At 35.1% G+C, this 14,969-nt stretch carries 14 protein-coding genes and 1 other annotated feature; all 14 genes read left to right on the top strand.

From position 1 onward, the window contains the following. Nucleotides 1-94: EF-Tu C-terminal domain-related protein (locus tag JOC62_RS18690; protein ID WP_341534822.1), on the top strand; the 94-nt coding region annotated here is incomplete at its 5' end. 203 nt (nucleotides 95-297) lie between these two features. Beyond that, nucleotides 298-447: a 50S ribosomal protein L33 gene (rpmG, locus tag JOC62_RS18685; RefSeq protein ID WP_027099171.1), complete on the top strand. Its 150-nt coding sequence runs from the start codon at nucleotides 298-300 to the stop codon at nucleotides 445-447. Nucleotides 448-498: 51 nt separating this feature from the next. Then, complete coding sequence (gene secE / locus JOC62_RS18680; RefSeq protein WP_204596783.1) at nucleotides 499-726, top strand: preprotein translocase subunit SecE; 228 nt, start codon at nucleotides 499-501, stop codon at nucleotides 724-726. Between the two features lie 32 nt (nucleotides 727-758). After that, complete coding sequence (gene nusG, locus JOC62_RS18675; protein ID WP_204596782.1) at nucleotides 759-1,280, top strand: transcription termination/antitermination protein NusG; 522 nt, start codon at nucleotides 759-761, stop codon at nucleotides 1,278-1,280. An 81-nt stretch (nucleotides 1,281-1,361) separates the two neighbouring features. Continuing rightward, nucleotides 1,362-1,787: a 50S ribosomal protein L11 gene (gene rplK, locus JOC62_RS18670; protein WP_204596781.1), complete on the top strand. Its 426-nt coding sequence runs from the start codon at nucleotides 1,362-1,364 to the stop codon at nucleotides 1,785-1,787. A gap of 54 nt (nucleotides 1,788-1,841) precedes the next feature. Then, nucleotides 1,842-2,531 (top strand): 50S ribosomal protein L1, encoded by a 690-nt coding sequence (gene rplA / locus JOC62_RS18665; RefSeq protein ID WP_204596780.1) that lies wholly within the window; start codon nucleotides 1,842-1,844, stop codon nucleotides 2,529-2,531. Nucleotides 2,532-2,573: 42 nt separating this feature from the next. Next, nucleotides 2,574-2,709 (top strand) — a sequence feature (ribosomal protein L10 leader region). Nucleotides 2,710-2,742: 33 nt separating this feature from the next. After that, on the top strand, nucleotides 2,743-3,246 hold the full coding sequence (gene rplJ / locus JOC62_RS18660; RefSeq protein ID WP_204596779.1) for a 50S ribosomal protein L10: 504 nt from the start codon (nucleotides 2,743-2,745) through the stop codon (nucleotides 3,244-3,246). 51 nt (nucleotides 3,247-3,297) lie between these two features. Next, a complete protein-coding gene (rplL, locus tag JOC62_RS18655) occupies nucleotides 3,298-3,660 on the top strand; it encodes a 50S ribosomal protein L7/L12 (RefSeq protein WP_204596778.1) in 363 nt (120 codons plus the stop codon). 367 nt (nucleotides 3,661-4,027) lie between these two features. Next, a complete protein-coding gene (rpoB, locus tag JOC62_RS18650) occupies nucleotides 4,028-7,741 on the top strand; it encodes a DNA-directed RNA polymerase subunit beta (RefSeq protein ID WP_204596777.1) in 3,714 nt (1,237 codons plus the stop codon). 20 nt (nucleotides 7,742-7,761) lie between these two features. Further along, nucleotides 7,762-11,298, top strand: coding sequence for a DNA-directed RNA polymerase subunit beta' (gene rpoC / locus JOC62_RS18645; protein ID WP_204596776.1), 3,537 nt, complete (start codon nucleotides 7,762-7,764; stop codon nucleotides 11,296-11,298). 220 nt (nucleotides 11,299-11,518) lie between these two features. Further along, entirely contained in the window at nucleotides 11,519-11,893 is a 375-nt protein-coding gene (gene rpsL, locus JOC62_RS18640; RefSeq protein ID WP_204596775.1) for a 30S ribosomal protein S12, read from the top strand. A gap of 148 nt (nucleotides 11,894-12,041) precedes the next feature. Further along, nucleotides 12,042-12,512, top strand: coding sequence for a 30S ribosomal protein S7 (gene rpsG, locus JOC62_RS18635; RefSeq protein WP_204596774.1), 471 nt, complete (start codon nucleotides 12,042-12,044; stop codon nucleotides 12,510-12,512). A gap of 74 nt (nucleotides 12,513-12,586) precedes the next feature. Beyond that, nucleotides 12,587-14,659 carry an elongation factor G gene (gene fusA, locus JOC62_RS18630; RefSeq protein ID WP_204596773.1) on the top strand — a complete coding sequence of 691 codons (2,073 nt, stop codon included), beginning with the start codon at nucleotides 12,587-12,589 and terminating at the stop codon, nucleotides 14,657-14,659. A gap of 170 nt (nucleotides 14,660-14,829) precedes the next feature. Beyond that, nucleotides 14,830-14,969: GTP-binding protein (locus JOC62_RS18625; RefSeq protein WP_243425112.1), on the top strand; the 140-nt coding region annotated here is incomplete at its 3' end.

The raw sequence follows: 14,969 nt of genomic DNA, 5'->3' as shown, positions 1-14,969 counted from the left end.
CCACCCAGTAGCTATGGAAGAAGGATTAAGATTCGCCATCAGAGAAGGTGGAAGAACTGTAGGTTCAGGAGTTGTTACTAGCGTAATCGAATAGTCAACAAAAGAATAAAAAAGATTGAAATTGTCAAACATACTTTAATAAGGACTGGGTAAATTACCTAGTCCTTTACAAAGGACATATTATTGACAGTTTAAATAAATTGTGATAATGTGAGAAAGTAACTCATAAAGTCACGAAATAGATACAGTAAGAGGTATGTCTCTTAGAATATATATTTAAAACTGGAGGTGCAGACCGTGAGAGTAAAGATAACTTTAGCATGCACAGAGTGTAAACAAAGAAACTATAACTCAATGAAGAACAAGAAAAACAACCCAGACAGAATGGAAATGCAAAAATATTGTAAATTCTGTAAGAAGCACACTCTTCATAGAGAAACAAAATAGTTAGCGATTAAGTAACGACACAGACTTACAAAAATATAAGGATGTGAAATTATGACTGGTAATAATGTAAAGACTAAAAAAGCTGCCTCTAAAGGCGGTGTGTTCAAATTCTTTAAGGATGTAAAAGCGGAATTCAAAAGAATAACGTGGCCATCTAAGAATGAGACAAAAAAAGCATTGATTGCAGTTCTTGGATTCGCTGTAGTATATATTGTACTTGTAGGCGGATTCGATTATATTTTTCAAAACCTCTTTGAAGTAGTTTTGAAACTTAAGTAAAAGGAGGTTTGGGTGTTTAATCACCGATTAATATGAGTGAAAGAGCAAGATGGTACGTAGTACATACGTATTCTGGATATGAAAACAAGGTCAAAGTTAACATAGAGAAAGTTGTTGAAAATAGACATCTTGAATCATTAATTCACGACATCCAAATACCAATGGAAGAAGTAATTGAAGAGAAAGATGGAAAACAAAAAGTTTCTCTTAAGAAAAAATTCCCAGGATATGTAATAGTAAAGATGCTAATGACAGACGAATCTTGGTATGTTGTTAGAAACACAAGAGGCGTAACTGGCTTTGTGGGACCTGGATCTAAACCAGTTCCTCTTACTGACTACGAGATCGAATCAATGGGAGTTGTAGAACTTCCAAAAGAAACAGATCTTGAAGTAGGTGAAAGTATAAGAGTTATCTCAGGACCACTTAGAGAATTCGTGGCAACAATTCAAGAGATAAATCTTGAAAAGCAAAAAATTAAAGCTTTAGTTGATATGTTCGGTAGAGAAACATTAGCTGAGCTAGATTTTAATCAAGTAGAAAAATTAGTTTAATAGATTAACTAATCTTTTAATCAAGTGGGAGGACAAAAAAATTATTGTCCGTATATACCACAGTATAGGAGGAATAACAAAATGGCTAAGAAAGTAACTGGAATGATTAAACTTCAACTTCCTGCAGGAAAGGCAACTCCAGCACCACCAGTTGGTCCAGCATTAGGACAACATGGTGTAAACATAATGGGATTCTGTAAGGAGTTCAATGCAAAAACTGCTAATCAAGCTGGATTAATAATACCAGTAGTAATCACAGTTTACCAAGACAGATCTTTTAGTTTTATCTTAAAGACTCCTCCAGCTGCAGTTCTAATAAAGAAAGAATTAGGACTTGAAAGCGGATCAGGAGTTCCAAACAGAACAAAGGTTGGAAAGATAACTAGAGAACAATTAAAGAAAATCGCAGAAACAAAAATGCCTGACTTAAATGCTGCAAACATCGAGAGTGCAATGAGAATGATCGAAGGTACAGCTAAGAGTATGGGTGTAACTATTGAAGAGTAATTCACAAAAATAGTGGGAGGTAAGAACCGCTAATACCACAAAGGAGGCTTATTAATGGGAAAGAAATATGTTGAAAGTGCAAAGTTAATAGATAAAAGTGCTTTATATAATCCAGCAGAAGCTTTAGAGCTTGCTGTTAAAACTGCAAAAGCTAACTTCGATGAAACAATCGAATTACATGTTAGACTTGGGGTAGATCCAAGACATGCTGACCAACAAGTAAGAGGGGCAGTAGTATTACCAAACGGAACAGGTAAAACTGTAAGAGTTTTAGTTTTCGCAAAGGGAGATAAAGCTAAAGAAGCTCAAGAAGCGGGAGCAGATTTCGTTGGAGCTGAAGAATTAGTTCAAAAGATCCAATCAGAAAACTGGTTCGACTACGATGTAGTTGTAGCTACTCCAGATATGATGGGTGTAGTTGGTAGAATCGGTAGAGTCTTAGGACCTAAGGGATTAATGCCAAACCCTAAATCAGGAACAGTAACATTTGATGTTGCTAAAGCAATAGCTGAAATCAAAGCTGGTAAGGTTGAGTACAGAGTAGATAAAACTGCTATAGTACACTGCCCAATCGGAAAGAGATCATTCGGAGCTGAGAAGTTACACGAAAACTTCAAGACTTTAATGGAAGCTTTAGTTAAAGCTAAACCAGCTGCAGCTAAAGGACAATACATTAAGTCAGTTACTGTAACAAGCACAATGGGACCTGGAGCAAAGGTTAACCCAGTAAAAGTTACAGAATAATTGTTGACTTAACGTAAGTTCAGTGATATAATAAATTTTGTTGAAAAATGAAATATTGTTCCGTAGACAGTAGGTGCGGCTTGCCGCGTAACGTGTAACTACCTACCGAGGGGTTCTGTAAACATATGTTTATCATGGGTCTTCCTCTGTCTACGGGAAGACCTTTTATAATACGAAAAAGCAGTTAATACTGTGAGGAGGTGGACACACAGTGAACAAGAATAGACAATTAAAGGAAGCAAGAGTTGCTGAGATTAAGGAAAAGTTAGAAAAGGCGCAAAGCGTTGTTTTAACTAGCTACCAAGGTCTAACTGTTGAAGAAGACACAGAATTAAGAAAGAACTTAAGAGAAGCTGGAGTAGAATACAAAGTATACAAAAATAGTTTGGTTACTTTAGCTGCTAAGGAGTTAGGTTTAGACGGTATGGAAGTATACTTAGAAGGACCAGTTTCAATAGCATTCGGATACGAAGATGCTACAGCTCCAGCAAGAATCTTAAATGATTTCGCTAAGAATCACAAGAAGTTAGAACTAAAAGCAGGTGTAGTTGAAGGAGAAATCTACGATCAAGAAATGATCACAAAGATCGCTTCAATCCCATCAAAAGAAGTTCTTATTGCAAAACTTCTTGGAAGTATCAAGGCTCCATTATCAAACCTTGCATACTTATTAAATGCAATAAAAGAAAAAAAAGAAGCTGAATCAGCTGAATAATTAACTATACATAGTTAATTTTGTTTTAAAAAATTTGGAGGTGCAATTAAAATGACAAGAGAAGATATCATTCAAGCTATAAAAGAAATGAGCGTTTTAGAATTAAATGAATTAGTAACTGCTTGCGAAGAGGAATTTGGAGTAAGCGCTGCTGCACCAGTAGCAGTAGCAGGAGCAGTAGCTGGAGCAGCTGCTGAAGAAAAGACTGAATTTGACGTAGTTTTAGCTAGCGCTGGAGCTAACAAAATCAAGGTTATCAAAGCTGTAAGAGAATTAACTGGATTAGGATTAAAGGAAGCTAAAGAAATAGTTGACGGAGCTCCTAAGACACTTAAGGAAGCTGTAGCTAAAGAAGAAGCTGAAGACATGAAAGCTAAATTAGCTGAAGTTGGAGCTGAAGTAGAATTAAAGTAATTTTACTTTAATTAAATTTCAAAATGTATATAAAAGGTGCTAGCATTAGCACCTTTTTATATTCTAAGGTTAAAATTGAAACTATATAAATTATCCTATTATAAAACTGGATATTTTATATAGTTTTATTTATAGAAATAGATATATTTGTATCTGTTATATAAGTAGAAAAAATATTGACATTGATAAAATGTTATGATACTATCATTTAATGTACTATTCATTATGGATAAGTATAATTTATTGGAAAAAACAGTATAACTGTGTTGAAATTGGTTATACTAAAAAGATGACGCTGTCCGAAAGCAAAAGTCCCTAGGGAAGTTATGCTTTTGGTTATTTTAGTTTATACAAGGGGTGAAAATTCATGGTACATCCTGTCCAATCTGGAAAAAGAACAAGAATGAGTTTTGGTAAAGTTAAAGATGTAACTGAAATGCCAAATCTTATAGAAGTACAATTAGATTCTTATGAATGGTTCCTAAAAGAGGGTCTACACGAAGTATTTGACGATATAAATCCTATAGGAAACTTCACTGGAAACTTAGTACTTGAGTTTGTAGATTACAAGCTTGATATGGATAATATTAAGTACACTGTGGAAGAGTGTAAGGAGAGAGACTCAACTTATGCTGCACCACTAAAAGTCTCAGTGAGACTAACAAATAATGAAACTGGTGAAATAAAAGAACAAGAAGTATTCATGGGAGACTTCCCATTAATGACTGAGCAAGGTACTTTTATTATTAATGGTGCTGAAAGAGTTATTGTCAGCCAATTAGTAAGATCACCAGGTGTATACTATAGCCAAAACAGAGATAAGAGTGGTAAGAAACTATTCTCAGCAACTGTTATCCCAAATAGAGGAGCTTGGCTTGAGTATGAAACAGATTCTAACGATATAATATCAGTTAGAATTGATAAAACAAGAAAACTTCCAATCACAATTTTAGCTAGAGCTATGGGATTTGGAAGTGATCAAGAGTTATTAGACTATTTTGGTGAAGAAGAAAGATTCAAAGCTACAATAGAAAAAGATAACACTAAGACTAAAGAAGAAGCTTTACTTGAAATCTACAAGAGATTAAGACCAGGTGAGCCGCCTACAGTTGATAGTGCTGTATCTCTAATAGACTCATTATTCTTTGATGCTAAAAGATATGATTTATCAAGAGTTGGTAGATATAAGTTCAATAAGAAGTTAGCTATTAACTTAAGACTTGCAAATCAAGTTGCTGCAGTTGATATAGTAAATCCATCAACTGGAGAAATAATGGTAGAGCAAGGACAAAAGATATCAAGAGAAATGGCAGAAAATATACAAAATGCTGGAATCAATTCAGTAGATATATTAATTGAAGACAAAGTTATTAGAGTAATAGGTAATCACTTTGTTGATTTATCAAAGCATGTTTCATTTGATATAAGCGAACTTAATATTAAAGAGTTAGTTCACTATCCAACATTAAAAGAAATACTTGATAACTTCAGTGATGAAGAAAGTATTAAAGAAGAAATTAAGAAGAATATTACAAGATTAGTTCCAAAACATATTGTAAGAGATGATATATTTGCAACAATTAGTTATGAAATAGGATTAGCTTACAACATTGGATATGTAGATGATATAGACCACTTAGGTAATAGAAGATTAAGATCAGTTGGAGAATTACTACAAAATCAATTTAGAATTGGTTTATCAAGAATGGAAAGAGTAGTTAAAGAAAGAATGACTATTCAAGACCAAGAGGCAATTACTCCTCAAATGTTAATCAATATTAGACCAGTTGCTGCAGCTATTAAAGAATTCTTTGGTAGTTCACAATTATCACAATTCATGGATCAAACAAATCCATTATCAGAATTAACTCATAAGAGAAGATTATCTGCATTAGGACCTGGAGGACTTTCAAGAGAAAGAGCCGGTTTCGAAGTTAGAGACGTTCACCACTCACATTATGGTAGAATGTGCCCTATCGAAACTCCAGAAGGACCTAATATAGGTCTTATCAACTCATTAGCTACATATGCTAAGGTTAATGAATATGGATTTATTGAAACACCTTATAGAGTTATTGATAAAGAAAATAAGAGAGCAACTGATGAAATAAGATACTTCACTGCAGATGAAGAAGACCAATATCTAGTAGCCCAAGCAAATGAGCCTTTAGATGAAAATGGTCACTTTGTACACGATAAAGTAACTGTTAGATACATGGAAGAAGTTATCGTAGTACCTGCTAATGAAGTTGACTTAATGGACGTTTCACCAAGACAAATCGTATCTGTTGCAACAGCTATGATTCCTTTCTTAGAAAATGATGATGCTTCAAGAGCTCTTATGGGATCTAACATGCAACGTCAAGCAGTTCCGCTATTAAAGCCACAAGCTCCAATAGTTGGTACAGGAATAGAATTTAGAGCAGCAGCAGACTCAGGAGTACTACCAAATGCTAAAAATGCAGGGGTGGTAAGCTACGTAAGTGCTAGTGAAATTAAAGTTAAGAGAGATGTTGATGGCGGTGTTGATACTTACAAGTTATTAAAGTTCAAGAGAAGTAACCAAGGTACTTGTATAAATCAAAGACCTTTAGTAAGTGCTGGAGAAATGGTATTTAAGAACCAAGTTCTAGCTGATGGGCCATCAACAGATTTAGGGGAAATAGCATTAGGTAAAAACATCAGAATGGGATTCATAACTTGGGAAGGTTATAACTACGAAGATGCGATGCTTATCTCAGAAGAATTAGTAAGAGAAGATGTATTTACGTCAATTCATATAGAAGAATACGAATGTGAAGCAAGAGATACTAAATTAGGACCTGAAGAAATAACTAGGGATATTCCTAATGTAAGTGAAGATGCTTTAAAAGACATCGATGAAAGAGGAATAATCAGAATTGGTGCTGAAGTAAGATCAGGAGATATCCTTGTTGGTAAAGTAACTCCAAAGGGTGAAACTGAATTAACAGCAGAAGAAAGATTATTAAGAGCTATCTTCGGTGAAAAAGCAAGAGAAGTTAGAGATACTTCATTAAGAGTTCCACATGGAGAAGCAGGTATAATAGTAGATATTAAAGTATTTACTAGAGAAAACGGTGATGAATTAAATCCAGGTGTTAATGAACTTGTAAGATGCTATATAGCTCAAAAGAGAAAAATATCAGTTGGAGATAAGATGGCTGGACGTCACGGTAATAAAGGGGTTATTTCAAGAGTACTTCCCGAAGAAGATATGCCTTTCTTACCAGATGGAAGACCACTTCAAATCTGCTTAAATCCATTAGGGGTTCCATCACGTATGAACATCGGTCAGGTACTAGAAGTTCACTTAGGATGGGCAGCTAGCGCACTAGGATGGCACATTGCTACTCCAGTATTCGATGGTGCAACTGAAGAAGATATAGAACAATGCTTAAGAGATGCAGGTTATAATGCAAACGGAAAAACTCCTCTATATGATGGTAGAACAGGAGAAGCGTTTGATAATGAAGTTACAGTTGGTATAATGTACATCTTAAAACTTGCTCACTTAGTTGATGATAAGATCCATGCAAGATCAACTGGACCATACTCATTAGTTACTCAACAACCACTTGGAGGTAAAGCTCAATTTGGTGGTCAAAGATTCGGGGAAATGGAAGTTTGGGCACTAGAAGCATATGGTGCTGCTCATACATTACAAGAAATCTTAACTGTTAAGTCAGATGATGTTGTTGGTAGAGTTAAAACTTACGAAGCAATAGTTAAGGGTGAAAATATCCCAGAACCAGGAGTTCCAGAATCATTTAAGGTTCTTATAAAGGAATTACAAGCACTTTGCTTAGATGTTAGAGTTCTTAATGATGACAATGAGGAAGTAAGACTTAAAGAGTTTAACGAAGAAGATGATTCAGCAAATTTAGAAGTAAACATTGAGGGAACAGAAGAGTTTGTTGAAAAACAACCAGTAATAGAGACTGAAGACAGCTACACTTCAGAAGTAGAAGCGGAAGCTGAAGAAGAAGAAGAGTATGAAGGTTTTCAGTTAGAAGAGTTTCAAGATAACTTAGAGCTTGATGATTTTAACGATGAACACTAATTTTGAAGGGAGGATTACCCTTGTTTGAATTAAATAATTTTGATGCCATACAAATAGGCTTAGCATCCCCTGAACAAATCAGAGAATGGTCAAGGGGAGAAGTTAAAAAACCAGAAACAATAAACTACAGAACTTTAAAGCCAGAGAGAGACGGTTTATTCTGTGAGAGAATATTCGGACCAATGAAAGATTGGGAATGTCACTGTGGAAAATATAAGAGAGTTAGATATAAAGGTATAGTTTGTGACAGATGTGGAGTAGAAGTTACTAAAGCTAAAGTAAGAAGAGAAAGAATGGGGCATATTGAACTTGCTGCCCCGGTTTCTCACATTTGGTACTTTAAAGGAATTCCATCAAGAATGGGATTAATACTTGACATGTCACCAAGATCATTAGAAAAGATCTTATACTTTGCTTCATATGTTGTAATTGATCCTAAGGAAACACCATTATTAAAGAAACAACTTCTTAACGAAAAAGAGTATAGAGAAGCTGTAGATAAATATGGTGAAGAAAGCTTCGTAGCTGGAATGGGTGCTGAAGCAGTTCAAGATCTTTTAGGTGAAATTGACTTAGAAAATGGTTCAAAAGAACTAAAAGAAGAGTTAAAACATAGTACAGGTCAAAAGAAAGTAAGAATAATCAGAAGATTAGAAGTTGTAGAATCATTCAGAGCATCAGGAAATGATCCAAGATGGATGATTATAAATGTAATACCTGTAATCCCACCAGATTTAAGACCGATGGTTCAATTAGATGGTGGAAGATTTGCAACATCAGATTTAAATGACCTTTACAGAAGAGTTATAAACAGAAATAATAGATTGAAAAAATTATTAGATCTAGGAGCACCTGATATAATCGTTAGAAACGAAAAAAGAATGCTTCAAGAAGCTGTAGATGCTCTTATCGATAATGGTAGAAGAGGAAGAGCTGTTACTGGTCCTGGAAACAGACCGTTAAAATCTCTTTCAGATATGCTTAAAGGTAAGCAAGGTAGATTTAGACAAAACTTACTTGGTAAGAGAGTTGACTATTCTGGTAGATCAGTTATCGTTGTTGGACCAGAATTACAAATGTACCAATGTGGTCTTCCAAAAGAAATGGCTCTTGAATTATTCAAACCATTTGTAATGAAGAAGCTAGTTCAAGATGGAGTAGCACACAACATAAAGAGTGCGAAGAGAATGGTAGAAAGAGTTATGCCACAAGTTTGGGATATCTTAGAGCAAGTAATTGCTGATCATCCAGTATTGCTTAACCGTGCTCCTACTCTTCATAGACTTGGTATTCAAGCATTCCAACCTGTTCTAGTAGAAGGAAGAGCTATTAAGCTTCACCCATTAGTATGTACAGCTTACAACGCTGACTTCGATGGTGACCAAATGGCTGTTCACGTACCATTATCAGTTGAAGCTCAAGCAGAAGCAAGGTTCTTAATGCTTGCAGCTGGAAACATAATGAAGCCATCAGATGGTAAGCCAGTTTGTGTACCTACTCAAGATATGGTTCTTGGTTCTTATTACATGACTATGGAAAAGGACGGGGCTCTAGGTAGCGGTAAGTACTTTATGTCAAAAGATGAAGCTATAATGGCTTATGAAGTTAAGGCTATAGAAATTCATGCAGACATATTTGTAAGAATGTTTAAAGAAGTCGATGGAGAAATGAAATCAGGAATAATTAAGACTACTGTAGGTAGATTAATATTCAATGAATCAATTCCTCAAGATTTAGGCTTTGTTGATAGAAGTAATCCAGAAGAAGAGTTTAATCTAGAAGTAGATTTCTTAATAACTAAGAAATCACTAGGAACAATAATAGATAAGTGTTATATGAAGCACGGTCCAACAGACACTTCAATAATGCTTGATAAAATAAAAGCTTTAGGATATCATTATTCATCAATCGGAGCTGTTACAGTTGCTGCATCAGATATGATAGTACCTCAAGCAAAATATGCTCTATTAAAAGAAACTGATGAAACAGTGGATAAGATAGAGAAAATGTATAAAAGAGGATTTATATCAGAAGATGAAAGATATGAAAGAGTTATAGAAAAATGGACTAAGACAACAGAAGATGTTGCTAATGCACTAATGGATAGTTTGGATAAATGGAATCCAATATTCATGATGGCTGACTCTGGAGCCAGAGGTTCTAAGTCACAGATAAAACAATTAGCAGGTATGAGAGGTCTTATGGCTAGTCCATCAGGTAAAATCCTTGAATTACCAATCAGAGCATCATTTAGAGAAGGTCTTGATGTCCTTGAGTACTTCATCTCAACTCACGGAGCTAGAAAGGGTAATGCCGATACAGCTCTTAAGACAGCCGATTCAGGATACTTAACAAGAAGACTTGTTGACGTATCACAAGACGTTATAGTAAGAGAAGAAGATTGTGGAACTAACGAAGGAATAGTTGTTAGTGAAATAAAAGAAGGTAATGAAATTATCGAAGAACTAAAGGAAAGATTAACTGGAAGATACACAGCAGAAGATATTATGCATCCAGAAACTGGCGAAGTTTTAGCTTCAAAAGATGATTACATGGATGGAGAATTAGCTGAAAAGATCAGCAATGCTGGTGTTAAGAAAGTTAAGATCAGATCAGTATTTACATGTGGATGTAAAATTGGTGTTTGTGCTAAATGTTATGGTATGAACATGGCAACAGCTCAAAAGATTAATATCGGTGAAGCTGTTGGTATAATAGCAGCGCAATCAATCGGAGAACCAGGTACACAGCTTACAATGAGAACATTCCATACAGGTGGTGTTGCATCAGCTGGAGATATCACACAAGGTCTTCCTAGAGTTGAAGAGTTATTCGAAGCTAGAAAGCCAAAGGGTCTTGCGATTGTTAGTGAAATAAATGGTACTGTAAGAGTTGAAGAAACTAAGAAAAAGAGAATGGTTCATGTAATGGGAGCAGATGGAGAAGAAATAAGCTATGACATTCCATTTGGTTCAAGAGTTAAGGTTTCAAATGATGATTACATTGAAGCTGGAGACGAAATTACAGAAGGTTCAGTAAATCCTCATGACATCATGGCTATTAAAGGCGTTGATGGAGCAAGAAGATATCTTTTATCAGAAGTTCAAAAAGTTTATAGATTACAGGGTGTTGATATCAATGATAAGCACTTAGAAGTAGTTGTTAAACAAATGACTAGAAAAGTAAAAGTAACTGAATCAGGAGATACAGATCTTTTACCAGGTACTACAATTGATATGTTTGATTTTGCAGAAGAAAATAATAGAGTAAGAGAGTTTGGCGGAGAAGAAGCTAAGGGAGACCAAGTTTTACTTGGAATAACTAAAGCTGCTCTTGCAACTGATAGTTTCTTATCAGCTGCATCATTCCAAGAAACTACAAGAGTTCTTACAGAAGCTGCAATTAAAGGAAAGATTGATCCACTTGTAGGATTAAAAGAAAATGTTATAATAGGTAAATTAATTCCTGCTGGTACTGGAATGATGAGATATAGATCAGCAAGATTAGACGTTGAAGATGATACAATTGAAGAAGATATCGTGGTAAATGTTGAATAGGAATTAATTTTGTTGACATGTGTATTCTTAAATGTTAAAATACGTGTTGTATGTTTAATAAAATATACAACCAAATAATTGCCTACATTACTTCATTGAGGCAAAGTTAAACTTTGCCTCGTGAGGTTTTTTATAGTAAGACTGTAAAATTTGTAGACAATATAAATTCGTTTTATCTAATATTTTTTATATAGATAAATAAAATTCAGGAGGTGAAAGAATGCCAACTATAAGCCAATTAGTTAGAAAAGGAAGAAAAGTTGCTGCGAACCAATCAACAGCTCCAGCACTAAAAAACTGTCCACAAAAAAGAGGAGTATGTACAGTTGTTAAAACATCAACTCCTAAAAAGCCTAACTCAGCCCTAAGAAAGGTTGCTAGAGTAAGACTTACAAATGGATACGAAGTTACTGCATACATTGGTGGTGTAGGACACAACTTACAAGAGCATAGCGTTGTTCTTATAAGAGGTGGAAGAGTAAAAGACCTTCCTGGGGTTAGATACCATATTGTAAGAGGAGCACTTGACTGTGCTGGTGTAGCTAACAGAATGCAAGGAAGATCAAAGTACGGTGCTAAGAGACCTAAGAAATAGGTTTTCTTAAATTAATGTAGTGCTTATCTTTAGTGTTTACATAGATTTATGAATTAAGTTTATATAGATGATGAGAGAAGCACTTTGCGATATGCAATATATCGAGTACCAATGAACTTAAATTTAAATTGTTAAGGAGGGAAGAAAAGTGCCAAGAAAAGGACATATAGCAAAAAGAGATGTTTTAGCTGATCCAGTGTACAACTCAAAGGTTGTTACAAAGTTAATAAACGGAATCATGCTAGACGGTAAAAAGGGAGTAGCGCAAAAAATATGCTACCAAGCATTTGAAACTATGGCTGAAAAGACTGGTAAAGATGCTTTAGAAGTTTTCGAAGAAGCTATGAATAACGTAATGCCATTATTAGAAGTAAAGGCAAGAAGAATAGGTGGGGCAACTTACCAAGTTCCAATAGAAGTTAGAGCAGAAAGAAGACAGACTTTAGGTATCAGATGGATGCTAGCTGCTGCTAGAAAAAGAGGCGAAAAGTTAATGTGCGAAAGATTAGCAGGAGAATTATTAGATGCTGCTAATAACACAGGAGCTGCTGTTAAAAAGAGAGAAGATACTCATAAAATGGCTGAAGCTAACAAAGCATTCGCTCACTACAGATACTAATTTTAAGACTGTTTTGGCCTCAGCCAAAACAGTTTTGTTGAATTTAAAATTACTCATTGAGAGGAGGAATTATTATGTCAAGAGAATTTCCTTTAGATAAGTTTCGTAATATAGGAATTATGGCTCACATAGATGCTGGTAAGACAACAACTACTGAGCGTATATTATTCTACACTGGTAGAACACACAAAATCGGAGAAACACATGATGGTGCTTCACAAATGGACTGGATGGCACAAGAGCAAGAAAGAGGTATAACAATCACTTCTGCTGCTACATTCTGTCAATGGAAGGGATATGCGATAAACATAATCGATACTCCTGGACACGTAGATTTCACTGTTGAAGTTGAAAGATCATTAAGATGTCTAGATAGTGCTATAACTGTTTTAGATGCAAAGAGTGGGGTTGAACCACAAACGGAAACAGTTTGGACACAAGCTGATAACTATGGAGTACCAAGAGCTATCTATGTAAATAAGATGGATGCTACTGGAGCTGATTTCTATGCTTGTATCAATTCAGTAAGAGATAGATTAAAAGCTAACGCTATAGCTATCCAAATTCCAATAGGTGCAGAGGAAAACTTCGCAGGTATGATCGACCTTATAGAAGATGTAGCACTTATACACAAAGATGACTTAGGAAAAGACATCGAAAGAGGAGAAATCCCAGCTGAATTAAAAGATAAAGCAGAAGAATACAGAAACATTATGATAGAAGCAATAGCTGAAACTGATGAAGAGTTAATGATGAAATACCTAGATGGTGAAGAGTTAACTAAAGAAGAGTTAAAGCTTGCTTTAAGAAAAGCTACTATCAATAATGAAATAGTTCCTGTAATCTGTGGTTCATCATACAAAAATAAAGGTGTTCAAGAAATGATTGACTTAGTTGTTGATTACTTACCATCACCTTTAGATATACCAGCAGTAAAAGGGATATCAGTTGATGATGCAGATGTAGAATTAGAAAGAGAAGCTAGCGATGATGCTCCAATGTCAGCATTAGCATTTAAGATAGCTACTGACCCATTCGTAGGAAGACTTGCATTTACAAGAGTTTACTCAGGTATAATGGAAAGTGGTACTTACGTTCTTAACTCAAGCAAGGGTAAGAAAGAAAGAATCGGTAGATTAGTTAAAATGCACGCTAACTCAAGAGAAGAAATAAGCGAATTAAGAGCTGGAGATTTAGGAGCAGTAGTTGGGTTAAAGAATACAACTACAGGAGATACTTTATGTGATGAAGCAAATCCAATTATCCTAGAAAGCATGGAATTCCCAGAACCAGTTATCTCAATTGCAATCGAACCAAAGACTAAGGCTGGTCAAGAAAAAATGGGTATCGCTTTAGCTAAGTTAGCTGAAGAAGATCCAACATTCAAGACTTGGACTAACCAAGAAACTGGTCAAACAATCATAGCTGGTATGGGTGAATTACACTTAGATATCATCGTTGATAGATTACAAAGAGAATTCAAAGTTGAATGTAACGTAGGGGCTCCACAAGTTGCTTACAAAGAAACTATCAAGAAAGCTGTTAAAGCTGAAGGTAAGTTCGTAAGACAATCTGGTGGTAGAGGACAATACGGACACTGCTGGATCGAAATGATTCCAACAGAAGGAGAATATGAATTCGAAAACGCTATCGTTGGGGGATCAATTCCAAGAGAATATGTTCCTGCAGTAGATAACGGTATCCAAGAAGCAGCTGAAAGTGGTGTTATAGCTGGATTCCCAACTATAAACTTCAAAGTAAAATGTTTCGACGGTTCATACCATGATGTCGATTCATCAGAAATGGCATTCAAGATTGCTGGATCAATGGCATTCAAGAACGCTATGAAAAAGGCAGATCCTACATTACTAGAACCTTCAATGAAGGTTGAAGTAATCGTACCAGAAGAGTACATGGGAGATGTTATTGGTGATATCAACTCAAGAAGAGGTAGAATGGAAGGTATGGAGCAAAGAAATGGACGTCAAGTTATAAGAGCGTTCGTTCCATTATCAGAAATGTTCGGATATGCAACTACATTAAGATCTAAAACTCAAGGTAGAGGAACTTATGTAATGGTATTTGATCACTATGAAGAAGTACCTAAGAGCATTCAAGAAGAAGTAGCAGGAAAGAAAGCTAAATAATTCTTGATAAAATTATAAATAAGAGAGAACTACCTTTATGTAGTATCTCTCACTTAAATAGATTGAAAATATTTATACTAAATGGTGTAAATATTTCATACCAAATATTTAAAAATATATAAAACGGTACAATAATGACAATATGTCATTTAAATGAAGGAGGAATAACAATGTCAAAAGCAAAATTCGAAAGAAGTAAACCACACGTTAACATTGGAACAATAGGTCACGTAGACCACGGTAAGACTACATTAACAGCAGCTATCACAACTGTATTAGCTAACAAGGGGTTCGCTGAATCATTCAAATA

Source organism: Clostridium sardiniense, from assembly GCF_016907995.1.
Lineage (GTDB): Bacteria > Bacillota > Clostridia > Clostridiales > Clostridiaceae > Clostridium > Clostridium sardiniense.
This window is presented reverse-complemented; position numbering and strand designations above follow the sequence as displayed.

Bases quoted from the DNA above. Each gene is read 5' to 3' on its own strand.
- secE (WP_204596783.1), top strand. From the start codon at position 499: ATGACTGGTAATAATGTAAAGACTAAAAAAGCTGCCTCTAAAGGCGGT.
- nusG (WP_204596782.1), top strand. From the start codon at position 759: ATGAGTGAAAGAGCAAGATGGTACGTAGTACATACGTATTCTGGATAT.
- rplK (WP_204596781.1), top strand. From the start codon at position 1,362: ATGGCTAAGAAAGTAACTGGAATGATTAAACTTCAACTTCCTGCAGGA.
- rplA (WP_204596780.1), top strand. From the start codon at position 1,842: ATGGGAAAGAAATATGTTGAAAGTGCAAAGTTAATAGATAAAAGTGCT.
- rplL (WP_204596778.1), top strand. From the start codon at position 3,298: ATGACAAGAGAAGATATCATTCAAGCTATAAAAGAAATGAGCGTTTTA.
- rpoB (WP_204596777.1), top strand. From the start codon at position 4,028: ATGGTACATCCTGTCCAATCTGGAAAAAGAACAAGAATGAGTTTTGGT.
- rpsL (WP_204596775.1), top strand. From the start codon at position 11,519: ATGCCAACTATAAGCCAATTAGTTAGAAAAGGAAGAAAAGTTGCTGCG.
- fusA (WP_204596773.1), top strand. From the start codon at position 12,587: ATGTCAAGAGAATTTCCTTTAGATAAGTTTCGTAATATAGGAATTATG.